Raw genomic sequence first — 15199 nt, 5'->3', positions numbered from 1 at the left:
CTAAAAGTAGATAATTACTCGGATATTATATTGGTGTGGAATCCGAGGCAGAAGTGCCTGGGTTATTATGACGAGGAGCATCAGGAATATGCGGATGTGTGCAGCTTTGCCGAGTTTCTTGCACAGCCGGAAGATTATCTGGAGAAGATTATTGAGGGTGAATATTTATCATAACGAGGTGAGCCATGATGCGGTATGCACGCAGTCATGGCTCTTGTTATTTTAAAATACAGCGCTAGTGTACACAGATGCCTAATGCCCATCAGGAATGGTTACGTATGAGCTGAATGAGATTTAGGGTAGCGGTAGATAGGGGTTCGTTCTTGCGGGTACAGATGGCGATTGAATTGAGAAGCTGGATGTCTTCTACATATACCCGGCACAGCTCGCCGCGTTCTACATATTCACGCACGACCAGTGAGGACACAAAGTTGGCACCATATCCGGCAATAACCGCGGTAATCGCCTCATGCAGCCCTGTGAAGTTTAGGGTGACCTGGGGGGTGGGGGCATTATAGGTTCGACATAAGGAAAATAATCTCTCCCGTGTCGAGCTCCCCTTTTCACGCATAACAAAGGGTTCATGCATCATTTCCAATAAAGAAACCTGCTGATTTGCATACCGATGATCTGGAGCTACCACGAACCACAATTCATCACGAAATAATTCTTCAGTCTGAATCGTATCGGGATACTGCTCAGGCAGTCCTCCGTAGATAGCCAAATCCACTTCTATATTTAATAGCTGCTGCAAAGCATCGTTGGAATTTGTAGTGTTAATCGTCATTTCAACATGTTCATATTGTTGTTTGAATTTTGCAATCCAGGCCGGAATGAGAAAATGAGCCGGTAAATAAGTAGCCGCTAGCCGGATATGGCCATGGGCTCCATCACGATAATCTTGTGAAAATTGTTCGATTTGCTGTTCGACAGCAAAGAGCCGTCTGGCGAGTACAGCAAGTTTCTCACCAGCATCCGTTAAGGCAATCCCTCTTCCTAGCGGCATGAGCAGTGTGAGAGATATTTCTTTTTCAAATTTTTTAATCTGGGCGGTAATCGCAGGTTGGCTAATATTTAAAAGTTCAGAGGCACGTGTCACACTCCCTGTAGAGGCGACCACGTGAAATAAGCGTAATGCATGCAGGTTCAAGACCATTCTCCCTTTCCGACAGATTCATATATGTAGATTATGAATAGAGCAAAAACATATATTATTTTTATAATAATAATTCATTTACAATCAAATTGTAAGTTAATCCAAAGGAGAGTGGAGCGAATGAATCAAACGAACACGTGGGATCAAGTAGACCAGTATATCTCGGAGTGCCTCATTCCGCATGATGCTGTCTTGGAACAAGTATTGGTCGCTAATCAAAAGGCGGGACTACCTCCGCATGATGTATCCCCTAATCAGGGAAAGCTATTAAATATCCTTGCTCAAATGCAGGGAGCGCGACGTGTGCTGGAGATCGGTACTTTGGGAGGCTACAGTACAATCTGGTTGGGAAGGGCGTTGCCGGAGGATGGAGAAATAGTTACGCTGGAAGCCAATCCGATCCATGCTAAAATTGCCCGGTCGAATATATCGTTGGCTCAGTTGGATGGAATAGTGGAACTTCGGGAGGGAGACGCTTTAGAGCAGTTAGCACAGATGAAAGAGGAGAGAGTTGACCCCTTTGATCTTATTTTTATCGATGCGGATAAACCCAATAATCCATTTTATCTGGATTGGGCACTTCGCTTCTCACATCCTGGCACCGTTATTATCGGTGATAATGTTATCCGTGAAGGAGAAGTGGTTCAAGCTTATAGCACAGACCCTCGTGTGCAGGGAGTAAGAAAGTTTTATGAGATGCTAGCTGAGGAATCAAGAATTACAGCTACAGCTGTCCAAACCGTGGGGAGCAAGGGGTATGACGGTTTCATCATTGGAATCGTTAAGGGCTGAACGCTGAGCATCTCGATTGGCTAAACACAAAGGGGAGCAATCTTCGTGTTTAGCCTTTTTCTGAGTAGTAGAGAAGGTGGGGACGAATTGTGCGCATAATGGTAAAATAGTACTGATGGAAGCTTTAGAACGTTTTTGAACGTTTACTGCTGAATTCCTATGTAAGAAGAATGAATTTACATAAAAGTAGATGGATTTTCTTTAAAATGTAAACGCAATCATGATGATTGGAGCGGGAATTCACCATTTTGTAAAAAAATGAATTAGAAATGAATTTTTTTGAATCTTTTTGAAGAAAAATGATTGTTTTTTGTCAAGTTTGTGGTACGATATGAACAGTTGGGGGAATGATGATGCTGACGGAAGAAAGATACAAGTTAATAATACAGCGCTTACAAGAATGTGGTGTTGTAAAGTTGCAAGAATTGGCTGATCTGTTGGGAGCTTCTGAGTCAACGATTCGGCGTGATTTGATAGATCTTGAGGGCCGTCAGTTGCTCAAGCGGATTCATGGCGGGGCAACCTTGCTGAATCAGAAAAGTCAGGAACCTGGCATGGAAGAAAAAACATTCAAAAACGTTCAAGAAAAAAATGCAGTGGCCCGTATAGCAGCCAAAGAAATTTTGGATGGCGAATGTATTTATCTGGATGCGGGAACAACAACGATGGCGATGATTCCTTACATTGAAGCTAAAGACGTGACGGTCGTGACGAATGGACTATCCCACGTAGAAGCACTGGTAAGCAAAAGAATCAGAAGCTATCTACTGGGAGGGATGATGAAAATTCATACCAAAGCCGTAATCGGGAGTATTGCCCTACAAAATTTGGACAATTTTCGATTCGACAAGTGCTTTCTAGGAACGAACGGGGTGGATATGGAAATGGGGTATACAACTCCTGATCCCGAAGAGGCGCTGATCAAGCGGCGTGCCCACCAGTTGTCTGGCAAAACGTATGTGTTAGCCGATTCCAGCAAAATTGGAGAAGTGACCTTCGCCAAACTGTTCGAGCTCAAGGAAGCTATACTTATTACCGAATCGATGCCAGAACGGTCACGCCGATCCATCGCTCAGAAAACTAAGATAATCGAGGGATAACAATGATATATACAGTAACGCTGAACCCTTCCATTGATTATATCGTGGAAGTTGATGATTTGAAGCTTGGTGATTTGAACCGGATGAAACGTGATTTAAAACTGCCAGGTGGTAAGGGAATTAATGTATCACGTGTACTGAACCAGTTGGGAGCAGATAGCACGGCGATTGGTTTTCTCGGAGGCTTCACAGGCAGGTTTATCGACGATACATTGCGGGAAGAATCCATTAAAACTGATTTTGTAATTATCGAAGATGACACACGGATTAACATTAAGCTCAAGCATGGCGATGAAACGGAAATTAACGGTTTGGGACCTGCGATTCGTGAGCAAGAGGCCGATGCGTTGGTGCAAAAGCTGGCGGGACTCCAGAAAAATGACATTGTCGTCTTGTCGGGAAGTATCCCGCCGTCACTTGGAGGAGACTTCTATGATCGGCTGATTAGCGTATGCCAGCAAACTGGAGCTGAATTCGTCATCGACACCACAGGTGAGGCGCTAATGAAGGCACTGGTTCATAAACCGCTGCTCATCAAGCCGAATCACCATGAGCTGGCTGAGTTGTTTGGCGTAACTATTCATTCAAAGGAGGAGATCGTCACTTACGGTCGTAAGCTGCTGGAAGCAGGTGCAAAAAATGTACTGATTTCCATGGCAGGAGAAGGGGCTTTGTTCATTACGGCAGATGAAGTGTATCACGCAAATGTACCAGCAGGAACGGTGAAAAATTCTGTAGGCGCAGGTGATTCAATGATTGCTGGATTCGTGGGTACGCTGGCTCTTCATGGCGATCCGATCGAAGCATTCCGTGCAGGAGTGGCATCCGGAAGCGCAACTGCGTTCTCCGATGATCTGGCTACTAGAGAGAAGATTGAACAATTACGGCCGCAAGTCACGATTTCAAAACGGTAATCCAGCTGCATCATGAGCTTATTATGCGTGTCTCGACACGCTGATCGAACTTAGGAGAGTGTGAAAAATGAGAATAACAGACCTGATGATTAAAGAAACGATGATTATGGACCTGCAGGCGACGACAAAAGACGAGGCGATTGAGGAGCTCATCGCTCGTCTCGAAGCAAGTGGACGTATTAATGACCGTGCCTTGTTTAAAGAAATGATTTACAAACGTGAAGCAGAGTCCAGCACTGGAATCGGCGGCGGCATTGCGATGCCGCATGCCAAGACCAAAGCCGTGAATGAAGCGACTGTCGTTTTCGCCAAAAGCAGTAAAGGCGTAGAATTCGAATCGTTGGATGGTGAGCCGGCAAAAGTGTTCTTTATGATTGCGGCTCCGGAGGGAGCAGCAAATACGCATCTTCGCACATTGGCTGCCCTTTCCCGACTGTTGATTGATACCGATTTTATCGGGAGCCTTATGAAAACGCAAACACCGGATGAAGTAGCTATGCTGTTTGATACCAAGCAGGCGGAAGAAGAAGCTGCCAAGAAAGCAAAAGAGGCTAAGAAAGAGGCTGCCAAAGCGCAGCAAACACCAGACGTTATCGTTGGCAATCCGAGTTCTGACGAGTTTGTGGTTGCAGTGACCGCTTGTCCTACAGGCATTGCACACACGTTTATGGCAGAAGATGCTCTCATTAAGAAAGCGAAAGAAATGGGTGTAAATATCCGTGTAGAGACGAACGGCTCGGAAGGCGCACAAAACGTACTGACAGCGGATGAAATTCGCCGTGCCAAAGGTGTAATCGTCGCAGCTGACAAGAAGGTTGAAATGGCCAGATTTGACGGTAAACCTGTATTGCAAAGACCAGTAAGCGACGGTATCCGTAAATCTGAGGAACTGATCCGCAAAGCGCTGAACGGCGATGCCCCAATTTATCGTAGTGAAGGTAAAGGCAGCGCTGATGAGTCGAAAGCGGAGAAGAGCAGCGTGGGCAGCAAAATCTACAAGGATTTAATGAACGGTATTTCTCATATGCTGCCATTCGTTGTAGGCGGGGGGATTTTGTTAGCAATTTCCTTCTTGATTGAACAAGTGGCAGGAGAAGACAATGTATTGTTCCAACTGTTGCAGACGATTGGCGGTGGAACAGGTGCGTTCCACTTCCTGATTCCGATACTGGCCGGATTTATCGCGATGAGCATTGGAGACCGCCCGGCACTGATGCCAGGTATGGTTGGGGGTCTGATGGCTGTAAACTCTAATGCAGGTTTCCTTGGCGGTCTGGCAGCTGGTTTCATGGCTGGTTATGTGGTGATCTTCCTGCGTAAAGCTTTTGCAGGTCTGCCGAAAGCGCTGGATGGTTTAAAACCAATCTTGTTATACCCTGTATTTGGACTCCTAATTTCAGGCGCGATTATGTTCTACCTGTTCGATCCGATTTTCGGTGGTATTAATACGTGGCTTGTCAATGTTCTGAACAATTTGGGAACAGGTAATGCAGTTATTTTGGGTCTGATTCTGGGCGGAATGATGTCGATCGACATGGGTGGACCTTTTAACAAAGCAGCTTACGCATTTTCGATCGGTGTCTTTACTTCCAGTGGTAACACGAACGGAGCTATGATGGCGGCTGTTATGGCGGGTGGTATGGTACCTCCGTTGGCGATCGCATTAGCTTCGACGTTCTTCAAAAATAAGTTTACTGAGCAAGAGCGCAAGTCTGGCTTGACGAACTATGTACTTGGATTGTCCTTCATTACGGAAGGAGCCATTCCATTCGCAGCTGCTGATCCTCTGCGTGTCCTGACCTCTTGTATTGTAGGTTCAGCGATTGCTGGTGGTCTGACGCAGTTCTGGCAAATCAATCTTCCAGCTCCACATGGCGGAATTTTTGTAGCAGCTCTTGCCAATCATGCTTTGTTGTTCTTGCTTGCAGTGGCGATTGGTTCCGTGATTTCCGCGCTCATTCTGGGATTGTGGAAAAAACCGCTCGAAGCGAAATAACGGGTATCACAGGAGTGAAAAAATAAAAAGAGGGTCACATTTCCTTAGGCCTTCAAAATAGTAAAGCCGCTAAACACCAGGTTTCTGAGTGTTTGGCGGCTTTTTCTTTATGCAAAGGTGTCGGCTTTGCCTATATAGCTTATTAGTAGTTATTGCATTGGAGCTATAGCCTACAAAGCTCCTTAACCAGCTGTATAAACAGCTTTCGGGCCGAAAACATATTCTGCTGGTGATGGTTGTTTTGTAGGAGTCCAATAGGAATATTCGGGTCTGTTAACTGGAGGGGGACGCTGACCAGTTCCTCCTGCATAGGCATTGATGATAGAACCACTCCAACTGAAGGGATCGTTTTTACAAATGTGGGGATCGACGAAATTTGACTGACAGTATAAAAAAACGGCATCGACGGGAAGCGGGAAAGTTCTTTTTCCAGTCGTATATGGTACAAGCAATTCTTACCTCCGACGATAAGCGGGTACTCGTACAGATCTTCGAGATGAAGCTCACTTTTTAACGCAAAAGGGTGATTACGGGACACAATAAAGGCGATGTGTTCGTGATATATGGGTTCAAAGTGTAAGGAAGGAATCGAGTGAGGTTCCCCGGAGATTGCAAAATCCAGCTTACCGTCCACCAAAGCATTTGCGAGTGCATCCGTGTTTCCAACTGTAAAATGGCACGTAATTTTCGGTTTATGCTCTCGAAACTGCTGCAGAACCAAGGGCAGTACGGTAGCCGCCACCGTTTCAATCACACCGATATGAAGCGTGCCAATCTCCTCCTTTTTCAGAGACTTCGCCTGGTCCATTACAAAATTCCAATGCTGAATAAGCCCGTCTATCTCCTCGGCATATAGTTTGCCTGGGGACGTTAACTCCGCATCCCAACCCCTTTTAAAAAGCTGAAATCCCAGCTCTTTCTCTAGCCTCTGGATTTGGCTCGTGACTGTAGACTGAGCGTAGTTTAATTTGGCAGCAGCTTTTGAAAACGTTCCTTCTTCGATTATGGTACGAAATGTAGTTAATTCTTTCAGATCCACGCATGCTCATCTCCATCGGTGAAATTGAATATATTTATGATTATTTTCAATTATACAGATGAAAGTAAGGGGAGTACAATTATCTTATCCCAACGGATAGGAGAGATGAGCATGCCATTTGTACGAGTTGGATACATGAAGCAGCAATACACAGAGCAAGAGCTGCCTTGGATTAGCCGCTGTATCATGAACGCTTTGATCGAACATTTTCAGGTTCCGGAAAAAGATTACTTTCAGGTTTTTCATGCTCATAAGCAAAGCGAGTTTTATTATAGTCCCGATTATTTGAATGTACCCAGAACAGATAAGCTGCTGTATATTCAAATTACAATGGGAACGGGTAGAACTACGGAACAAAAAAAGAGTTTCTACCAAAAGTTAGCGGAACTCTTATCTATTGAATGTAAGGTTAGACCGGAGGATGTATTTGTAACACTGGTAGAGACTGAATTAGAGGATTGGTCCTTTGGCAACGGACTTGCCCAGATGATTGTATGAAGCATAAATTGATCAAATCGAGTGTTCGAGAAACCATCGGTGATTTTGCTCCCGCTTTTGTAGGTTATACGGAGGATGTTCTTTTTGGAGATGTATGGAGAAGAAGTGAGCTATCTCTCAGAGAACGGAGTCTCATCACCGTCTCCGCATTGGTAGCGGGTGAGCATGTAAATCAACTCCCTTATCACCTGAAACTGGCCAAGGAGAACGGGATTTCGGAGGAAGAACTGGTTGAGGTCATTACACAGCTTGCCTTTTATGTAGGATGGCCCCGGGCAGCCTCAGCTATTCAGGTTGCCAAAGAGGTATTTTGTAAAGAGAAAGAGAGTTAAACATGAACCTAAAAAAACCGCTAAGCACAAGGGATTCCGAGTGTTTGGCGGTTTTTTTGGCATGGCATACAAATGGAGAAGCGAAGGACTATCTGATCAGATGCAGGCAAAAGTCCAGATCAGCCTGGAGATGCTCCTTCATCAGCCGTTCTGCTGTATCGCCGTCATGTGCGCGGATAGCCTCACAAATATGCTGGTGCTCATCAATCAGAAAGGGACGATGATAGTAGACGACCGTATGACGGAATAAATAAATAACGGATTGCATCCGATCAAACAAATCAATCATCATCGAATTATTGCTGGCCTTCATAATGATCTCATGAAACTCTTTGTTCGCTTGCATCACCTCATCCAGCGAGCCGGAACGCCCGATGTCCACACATTGCTCCAAAGCCAGTAGCTCTGTCTCGGACAAGTAGGCAGCCGCGCTGCGCGCCGCATGTCCTTCAAGCAGCATCCGTAGCTCAAAGGTATTGCGCAGGTCGGTTTCAGATAGCTTGACTACACGTTTATTGACGATAAGCCCTTCCTGCTCCAATTTGCGGATGGATTCACGGATAGGCGTGCGGCTTACACCGAGCTGCGTGGCAAGCTTTTCCTCGACCAACTTGGTTCCTTGAGGGATGGTTCCGTTCAGTATCATATCACGCAGTGTTTCATAAGATTGCTGGTGCGCCGTTCGAGAGTTATTGCTGCTGTACTGCATGTCATTCACCTCTACGTCTACTTTAGCGAAAAGATGGAGGTTAAACAATGTCTATCCTATATAATCGATAAAATTGATACAAATTTTAAATTTTTGTATACAAAAATGAATTTATTGTGTACAATCGCAAATATAAAGACGAATTAATAGCGCTTACATGTGATAAAAAGAGTTTACAAATGGATTTATCTAAAAATCCTGAATAGGAAATCGAATTCGAAAAGCTATGGAGGGAATTTACATGACAAAGAAAATTGGATTTATTGGATTAGGTATTATGGGTCGTCCGATGTCGTTAAATCTTTTGAAAGCGGATTATGAGCTGACCGTATTTGATATTAATCAGGAAACCGTCACTGCTTTGGTTGCGTCAGGCGCACATGCAGCGGCATCCCCGAAGGAAGTTGCAGAGCGCAGTGAAATCATTTTTACGATGTTGCCGAATTCCAATCATGTGAAAGAAGTCATTTTGGGCGAGAACGGGATTTTAAAAGGGGCTAGTATTGGAAGCGTTATCGTAGATATGAGCTCGATTTCTCCAGTCGTCTCCAAAGAGCTGTCGGTGAAAGCCGTTGAGGCTGGTCTGCACATGCTGGATGCCCCTGTCAGTGGTGGCGAACCGAAAGCAATTGATGGGACATTGGCGATTATGGTTGGTGGCAAAGAATCAGTGTTTGAGCATGTCTTGGATGTTCTGCATGTGCTGGGTCAGGATATCACCTTGGTTGGTGATAACGGCTGCGGCACAACGGCAAAGCTGGCTAACCAGATCATGGTGAACCTGAATATCGCGGCCATGTCCGAAGCGCTTGTATTTGCAGCCAAGGCGGGAATTAATATTGAAAAAATGGTGCAAGCGATTCGCGGTGGATTGGCAGGCAGTGCGGTACTGGATGCTAAAGTTCCTCTGATCTTGCAACGGAATTTTGTAGCTGGGGGTCGGATTGATATTAACCTCAAGGACATCACGAACGTTATGGAAACCGCGCATGACATCGGTGTACCGTTGCCACTTAGTAGCCAACTGCTGGAAATATTCCACGCACTCAAAGTGGATGGTAAAGCGGCGGATGATCACGGCGGAATCGTGCAATATTTTGAAAAACTCGCAGGCGTACAGGTAAAAGCAGAGTAGTAGAGCATGCTAATCAAGAATTTGAATAAGGTGGAGATCACATGAATGTAAATGCAGGATATACTTCGTTGTTAGCTCTTCAAGCAGAATTGCCTCCTGAATGGGACAGCAAAGGATTGCGTCAGGAAATTCGCCGGATTAATGACGCCAGAGGACGGAAAATTATCGTATTAGACGATGATCCGACTGGGGTACAAACCGTTCATGATATTGATGTTTTGACGCAGTGGGATGAAGCATTGCTTCGTGAAGCATTCGACTCACCGGAAACGCTTTTTTATATCCTGACCAATACACGCGGACTTGATGCGCAAACCGCAGAACGGATTAACCGCGAGATTGCTCGCAACGTACAGGCTGTCGCCACCGAAAAGGGCAAATCATTTACCTTTGTCAGCCGTAGTGATTCCATGTTGCGTGGGTATTACCCGCTGGAAACGGACGTACTGGCAGAAGAAGGATCGCGTCAAAGTGGACGGAGCTACGACGGTCATCTGATCATTCCAGCCTTTTTCGAAGCTGGGCGAGTAACTGGAGGCAACACCCACTATATGGTGGAGGACGATACGCTAATTCCCGTACATGAGTCGGAGTTTGCCAAGGATAAGGTATTTGGCTATGAAAACGGTGATTTGGCGGCATGGGTGGAAGAAAAGACAGAAGGCCGTATTCATGCCTCGGAATGTCTTGTTATTTCACTGGAACAGATTCGCAAGGGACCAGACGCTGTGCAAGAAGTATTGCTACAAGCGAAGGATAACGTACCAATCATCGTCAACGTGCTTTCGTATGCGGATATGGATGTAGTATCACTGGGGCTGCTGAAAGCAGAAGAGCAAGGGAAAACGTTTATTTTCCGCACAGCTGCTTCTTTTGTGAAATCGTATGCCGGGATATCTGACCAGGAATATTTGCCAAAGGAACGACTGATTGCAAGTGGACAGGAAGGTCACGGTGGTATTGTGGTCGTCGGTTCCTATGTTCAAAAAACAACAAAACAGCTGGAGCAGTTACTTACGTACCCGGAAATTGTGGGTCTTGAAATTGATGTGGAACGGGTGTTGGATTCTGAGGGCTACACACAGGAATTAAGCCGTGTTATCGCAGAAGCCAATACACAACTGGCTGCGGGCAACAATGTGGTGGTATACAGTAGCCGCAAACTCATTGCGGTAGATAATAAAGCTGATAATTTCAAAATTAGTCAAACGGTATCCGGTGCACTGGTCGAAATCGTACAGTCGCTTGAGACTGTGCCTAAGTTTATCATCGCCAAAGGCGGCATTACTTCCAGTGATGTGGCAACCAAAGGTCTTGCTATCCGAAAAGCACGTGTACTCGGCCAGGTTGCGGCAGGCATCCCTGTGTGGCTGACCGGAGACGAAGCCAAATTCAGCGGCATTCCGTATATCGTGTTCCCTGGTAATGTGGGCGGAGAACGAACATTGCTGGAAACCGTAGAGAAAATTGAAAACGAGCAGGGTTAACCCCTGTTTTTCAACAAACTTTGAGAGCGCTTACTTAATGAGGGGGTTATAACATGTATTCCGTATTCGGATTCAGTCATGATGCAAGTTTGTTATTATATGCACTTATTTCTATTATTGGACTGATTCTGCTGATCGCTAAAGTCAAAATGAACCCATTTGTCGCGCTCATCGTCGGCGCTGTGTTCATGGGTCTAATTGCAGGTATGCCGCTGAAAAGTATTGTGACAGCTTATCAAGAAGGTGTGGCCAGTGTGCTCGGTTTTATCGCCATTGTTCTTGGTCTGGGTACGATGCTGGGTAAGCTGATGGCTGAGTCTGGTGGTGCGGAGCAGATTGCCAAGACCATGGTGCGGGTGTTCGGTGAGAAAAATGTTCACTGGGCCATGATGGTGGTCGCTGTTATTTGTGGTATCCCGGTATTCATTCAGGTAGGTATCGTACTGTTGTTCCCGCTCGTATTCGTTATCGCCAAGCATACCGGAACTTCGCTCATTAAAATCGGGATTTCTCTTGTAGCTGGATTGGCGGTTGTGCATAGTCTTATCCCTCCGCATCCGGCAGCGATGCTGGCAGTAGGTATTTTTAACGCGAATATTGGTAAAACGATCTTTCTTGCGCTCATCGTAGCGCTGCCATCTGCAGCGATTGCAGGTCCAATCTATGGCAGTTGGATTTCCAAGCGTATCAAGGTGGAGACTTCGAGTGAATTGATGGAGCAATTTACGGAAACGAAAGAAAGAGAATTGCCGGGCTTTGGTATTACACTCTTCACCATTATGCTTCCCGTTATTCTGATGCTGCTGGCGACGATTGTCGATCTGATTTTGCCAGAAGCCAACGTCTTCAGACAGGTCATTGATTTCATCGGCAGTCCGATTATTGCGTTGCTGATTGCTTTGCTGTTCTCGCTTTACTCTTTTGGTTATGCACGCAACTTCGATAGCAAGCAGCTATTGAAGTTTACGAACGATTGCCTGGGTCCGGTTGCTTCTATCATCCTGCTGATCGGTGCAGGCGGTGGTTTCAACAAGATTCTGACTGCCAGCGGTGTAGGAGATGCGATTGCAGGTTTTGCCCAGCATGCACATTTGTCTCCGCTTGTATTGGCCTTTGTGATTGCAGGTCTTATCCGGGCCGCCGTTGGTTCCGCCACGGTAGCCATGACGACGGCGGCAGGTATTGTCGCTCCGATTGCAGTCACGATGCCGGGGGTGAGCCCGGAGCTACTGGTGTTGGCTACCGGAGCAGGCTCGATCATTTTGTCCCACGTGAATGACTCCGGCTTCTGGATTGTTAAAGAATACATGAACCTGTCCGTACCTCAAACCCTGAAAACGTGGACAGTCATGGAAACCATTCTTGGTTTCAGTGCTTTTGGCATCGTGATGATACTCAGTATTTTTATCTGATTTGGTCAAAACTATCTTTCCAGAAGGCTTTTCAACATGTTTGTATTGTTATTCTGCATTGAAAGCGGTATAGTAAGGGTAATTGAATGAGGGGTGAAGTGCCCTTCGGGATTGTTACTGGTAAGCAGGCGATACCCAAATAATGACTAATTGATTTAGTCGTTATTTGGTTTTTTTTGTTATTACAAACTTTGTCATTACATCAATGAGGTGAGCAGATAAATGATCATCCGGCAAATTTTTAACAACAATGTCATCCGAGTCGAAAATCAGGTGGGTCATGAATTTGTTGTCATAGGGAATGGCCTGGGCTTTAAAAAGAAAAATGGCCAGAGGGTCGATGAGGAAAAAATAGAAAAAACCTTTGTATTAAAGTCTGATAAAATTCCACAAAAATTAATAGATCTTATTGGGGAAACATCTGTAGAGTATTTAAAGGTGGCGGATGAAATTGTAGGCGGCGCAAAAAAGGAAATGGGAGATATTTTTAGTGATAACATCTATATTTCTCTGATTGACCATATTCAATTTGCCATCTCTCGATACAGAAAATCCGTGGGACTTAAAAATTCACTCTTATTGCAAATTAAAAAATTTTACAAAAAAGAATTTATGATCGGAATGAATGCTTTGGACATTATCCATGCTCAATTTGGCATCCAAATGGATGAGCATGAAGCCAGCTTTATTGCTATGCATTTTGTAAATGCAAGACAAGACGGTCAGGGAATGAAACAAACGGTTGAGATTACCGAGGTCATTGATGACATTTTCAACATTGTAACCGATTACTATCAGATTACACTGGATGAAACTTCGTTCAATTATTCCCGGTTTATTACTCATTTGCAGTACTTTGCCCAACGATTGCTGAGCAATGAACAAGAGCAACTGGCTTCAGGTGACAATTTCTTGTATGATCAGGTCAAAGATAAATATGCGAGGGCTTTTCAATGTACCCAATTAATCAATCAATATTTGGAATTAAAGCATGAAAGTGCTATGTCGATTGACGAAAAAGTGTATTTGACGATTCATATACAGCGTGTAACCTCCAGAAACGATATGGCTACTTCTTAGAAAAAAAGCTTGCAAACGATTTCTAAGTGATTTATAGTAGGCTCACAACTTAAATATAAGGATTGTTACTGGTTAAGCAGGCGATACCTAAATGAATGGCAGTGATCATTTTCTTTGATCATATGGGCCTTTCGTTTAGGTATTTTTTTGTTTTCAGGCAATCTGCCCAAGAGGAGAATGAACATGGACCATAAGAAAATGGGCGAAGACATCGTACGTCTCGTTGGAGGAGAAGAAAATATCAATGGGCTTGTCCATTGTGCTACACGACTCCGATTTGACCTGAAGGATTCACGAAAAGCCGAAAGAGAAGCGCTTGAGAAGCACGAGGGGATCATTACAGTTGTTGAAAGCGGAGGACAATTTCAAGTTGTTATTGGCAGCCATGTTGCCTATGTATATGCGGAGATCATGAAAAACAGGAATTTTGGATCGAATTCCTCTACAGCCAGTGAATCCAGTGGTAAAAAAACATCGGTCATATCCACAATCTTTGAAGTCATTTCCGGCAGTTTCTCCCCGTTGATTCCGGCGATGGCGGGCTCGGGAATGATAAAAGCACTCCTGACGGTTTTGACCTTGCTGGGATGGATGTCTGCAACAAGTGATACTTATATGATCCTGTCTGCTGCAGGGAATGCTGTGTTTTACTTTTTGCCGATTTTGCTTGGGATCACGCTTGGTATAAAGCTGAAGGCGAATCCTTATGTAGCTGGTGTGATCGGTGCGGCTCTCATGGAACCCAACTTTACGGGGCTGATGGACAAAGGCTCTGATGTATCGTTTTTAGGAATACCAGTGGTCATGATGAACTACTCCGCCAGTGTTTTCCCGATTTTCATATCCATTAGCATATATGCGTTGGTGGATAAGTTTTTGAAGAAGATCATTCTTAAGGATTTACAACTATTTTTAGTTCCGATGCTGGCTTTGATGATTATGGTTCCGCTATCTGCGATGGCTTTCGGACCTTTCGGTACAGGGGTAGGAGATTGGATTTCTTCAGGTGTGACATGGTTAATCGGTGTAAGTGGAATTTTGTCAGGGATTGTTCTTGGCGGTTTTATGACCTTTATGGTCGTCTTCGGACTTCACTGGGGTTTTACACCCATTACGATTCAAAATATCGGTGTTGGCGGTGATCCGATTGAGGCGATGGCAGCAGCAGCTGTATTTGCTCAAATTGGGGTCGCATTTGGTATCTTCCTGAAGGCGAGAAAAGATAAAACACTTAGAACTCTTGCCGGTTCCACGAGTATTACAGGATTGCTGGCTGGTGTGACAGAGCCGATTGTGTATGGTCTGGTGCTTCGTTATAAACGTGTCATTCCGATTGTCATTATCGCAGGCGCTCTAGGCGGAGCTATCAATGGACATTTTGGAGTGAAAATGACGGCTTATGTTTTTCACAACATTTTTGCAATTCCAGTATATACGCCAACACTAATTTATGTTATCGCCATTGCATGTTCATTTATAGCTGCAACGATGCTGATCCTTATTTTTGGATATGAAAGCAAGGTGAAGGGGGAGGCCCCAGAAACAGTTG

General features: G+C 44.9%; 14 protein-coding genes and 1 pseudogene. 12 read left to right on the top strand and 3 right to left on the bottom strand.

Annotation, left to right across the window (positions count from 1 at the left end; translation table 11 throughout):
* Positions 1-174: pseudogene (locus GRP75_RS30730) on the top strand (ankyrin repeat domain-containing protein); the annotation flags it as partial.
* An 88-nt stretch (positions 175-262) separates the two neighbouring features.
* Here the strand turns inward: GRP75_RS30730 and GRP75_RS11365 are convergent.
* Positions 263-1150 carry a LysR family transcriptional regulator gene (locus GRP75_RS11365; protein ID WP_068940205.1) on the bottom strand — a complete coding sequence of 296 codons (888 nt, stop codon included), beginning with the start codon at positions 1148-1150 and terminating at the stop codon, positions 263-265.
* Positions 1151-1276: 126 nt separating this feature from the next.
* Between GRP75_RS11365 and GRP75_RS11360 the strand changes: the two genes are divergently transcribed.
* The 4 genes from GRP75_RS11360 to GRP75_RS11345 all read left to right on the top strand — a co-directional run bounded on the left by GRP75_RS11360 (position 1277) and on the right by GRP75_RS11345 (position 5958).
* Positions 1277-1948 carry an O-methyltransferase gene (locus tag GRP75_RS11360; RefSeq protein WP_160789364.1) on the top strand — a complete coding sequence of 224 codons (672 nt, stop codon included), beginning with the start codon at positions 1277-1279 and terminating at the stop codon, positions 1946-1948.
* A gap of 353 nt (positions 1949-2301) precedes the next feature.
* The gene (locus GRP75_RS11355; RefSeq protein WP_023987941.1) at positions 2302-3048 is read left to right on the top strand and encodes a DeoR/GlpR family DNA-binding transcription regulator; all 747 of its coding nucleotides are present in this window, start codon (positions 2302-2304) and stop codon (positions 3046-3048) included.
* Between the two features lie 2 nt (positions 3049-3050).
* The gene (pfkB, locus tag GRP75_RS11350) at positions 3051-3962 is read left to right on the top strand and encodes a 1-phosphofructokinase (protein ID WP_023987942.1); all 912 of its coding nucleotides are present in this window, start codon (positions 3051-3053) and stop codon (positions 3960-3962) included.
* Positions 3963-4029: 67 nt separating this feature from the next.
* Positions 4030-5958: a PTS fructose transporter subunit IIABC gene (locus GRP75_RS11345; RefSeq protein WP_160789363.1), complete on the top strand. Its 1929-nt coding sequence runs from the start codon at positions 4030-4032 to the stop codon at positions 5956-5958.
* A 163-nt stretch (positions 5959-6121) separates the two neighbouring features.
* Here GRP75_RS11345 and GRP75_RS11340 read toward each other — a convergent pair whose 3' ends face one another.
* Positions 6122-6997 carry a LysR substrate-binding domain-containing protein gene (locus GRP75_RS11340; protein ID WP_160789362.1) on the bottom strand — a complete coding sequence of 292 codons (876 nt, stop codon included), beginning with the start codon at positions 6995-6997 and terminating at the stop codon, positions 6122-6124.
* A 111-nt stretch (positions 6998-7108) separates the two neighbouring features.
* On the opposite strand from GRP75_RS11340, the gene GRP75_RS11335 reads away from it, so the two are divergent.
* Positions 7109-7495: a tautomerase family protein gene (locus GRP75_RS11335; protein ID WP_160789361.1), complete on the top strand. Its 387-nt coding sequence runs from the start codon at positions 7109-7111 to the stop codon at positions 7493-7495.
* Positions 7492-7827 carry a carboxymuconolactone decarboxylase family protein gene (locus GRP75_RS11330; RefSeq protein WP_023987946.1) on the top strand — a complete coding sequence of 112 codons (336 nt, stop codon included), beginning with the start codon at positions 7492-7494 and terminating at the stop codon, positions 7825-7827. Before GRP75_RS11335 ends, GRP75_RS11330 begins: the two co-directional genes overlap by 4 nt.
* Positions 7828-7915: 88 nt before the next feature.
* Here the strand turns inward: GRP75_RS11330 and GRP75_RS11325 are convergent, their stop codons facing one another.
* Positions 7916-8536 carry a GntR family transcriptional regulator gene (locus GRP75_RS11325; RefSeq protein WP_071558950.1) on the bottom strand — a complete coding sequence of 207 codons (621 nt, stop codon included), beginning with the start codon at positions 8534-8536 and terminating at the stop codon, positions 7916-7918.
* A gap of 241 nt (positions 8537-8777) precedes the next feature.
* Between GRP75_RS11325 and garR the strand changes: the two genes are divergently transcribed.
* The 5 genes from garR to GRP75_RS11300 form a co-directional block, all read left to right on the top strand.
* Positions 8778-9671 (top strand): 2-hydroxy-3-oxopropionate reductase, encoded by an 894-nt coding sequence (gene garR, locus GRP75_RS11320; protein ID WP_023987948.1) that lies wholly within the window; start codon positions 8778-8780, stop codon positions 9669-9671.
* A 41-nt stretch (positions 9672-9712) separates the two neighbouring features.
* Positions 9713-11158, top strand: a complete 1446-nt coding sequence (locus GRP75_RS11315) for a four-carbon acid sugar kinase family protein (protein ID WP_160789360.1) — start codon at positions 9713-9715, stop codon at positions 11156-11158.
* A 53-nt stretch (positions 11159-11211) separates the two neighbouring features.
* Positions 11212-12570 carry a GntP family permease gene (locus tag GRP75_RS11310; RefSeq protein ID WP_160789359.1) on the top strand — a complete coding sequence of 453 codons (1359 nt, stop codon included), beginning with the start codon at positions 11212-11214 and terminating at the stop codon, positions 12568-12570.
* Positions 12571-12792: 222 nt separating this feature from the next.
* A complete protein-coding gene (licT, locus tag GRP75_RS11305) occupies positions 12793-13650 on the top strand; it encodes a BglG family transcription antiterminator LicT (protein WP_160789358.1) in 858 nt (285 codons plus the stop codon).
* Positions 13651-13833: 183 nt separating this feature from the next.
* Positions 13834-15199, top strand: a 1366-nt coding sequence (locus GRP75_RS11300) for a PTS transporter subunit EIIC (RefSeq protein WP_160789357.1), incomplete at its 3' end; no start/stop codon positions are given.

This window comes from Paenibacillus sp. OT2-17 (assembly GCF_009827695.1).
Lineage (GTDB): Bacteria > Bacillota > Bacilli > Paenibacillales > Paenibacillaceae > Paenibacillus > Paenibacillus polymyxa_B.
The sequence above is the reverse complement of the archived record's forward strand: the minus strand, read 5'-3'. Positions and strand labels throughout refer to the sequence as shown.

Coding starts and splice junctions, on each gene's coding strand:
- licT (WP_160789358.1), top strand. CDS start 12,793: ATGATCATCCGGCAAATTTTTAACAACAATGTCATCCGAGTCGAAAAT.
- garR (WP_023987948.1), top strand. CDS start 8,778: ATGACAAAGAAAATTGGATTTATTGGATTAGGTATTATGGGTCGTCCG.
- GRP75_RS11355 (WP_023987941.1), top strand. CDS start 2,302: ATGCTGACGGAAGAAAGATACAAGTTAATAATACAGCGCTTACAAGAA.
- GRP75_RS11325 (WP_071558950.1), bottom strand. CDS start 8,536: ATGCAGTACAGCAGCAATAACTCTCGAACGGCGCACCAGCAATCTTAT.
- GRP75_RS11330 (WP_023987946.1), top strand. CDS start 7,492: ATGAAGCATAAATTGATCAAATCGAGTGTTCGAGAAACCATCGGTGAT.
- pfkB (WP_023987942.1), top strand. CDS start 3,051: ATGATATATACAGTAACGCTGAACCCTTCCATTGATTATATCGTGGAA.
- GRP75_RS11360 (WP_160789364.1), top strand. CDS start 1,277: ATGAATCAAACGAACACGTGGGATCAAGTAGACCAGTATATCTCGGAG.
- GRP75_RS11310 (WP_160789359.1), top strand. CDS start 11,212: ATGTATTCCGTATTCGGATTCAGTCATGATGCAAGTTTGTTATTATAT.
- GRP75_RS11335 (WP_160789361.1), top strand. CDS start 7,109: ATGCCATTTGTACGAGTTGGATACATGAAGCAGCAATACACAGAGCAA.
- GRP75_RS11315 (WP_160789360.1), top strand. CDS start 9,713: ATGAATGTAAATGCAGGATATACTTCGTTGTTAGCTCTTCAAGCAGAA.
- GRP75_RS11345 (WP_160789363.1), top strand. CDS start 4,030: ATGAGAATAACAGACCTGATGATTAAAGAAACGATGATTATGGACCTG.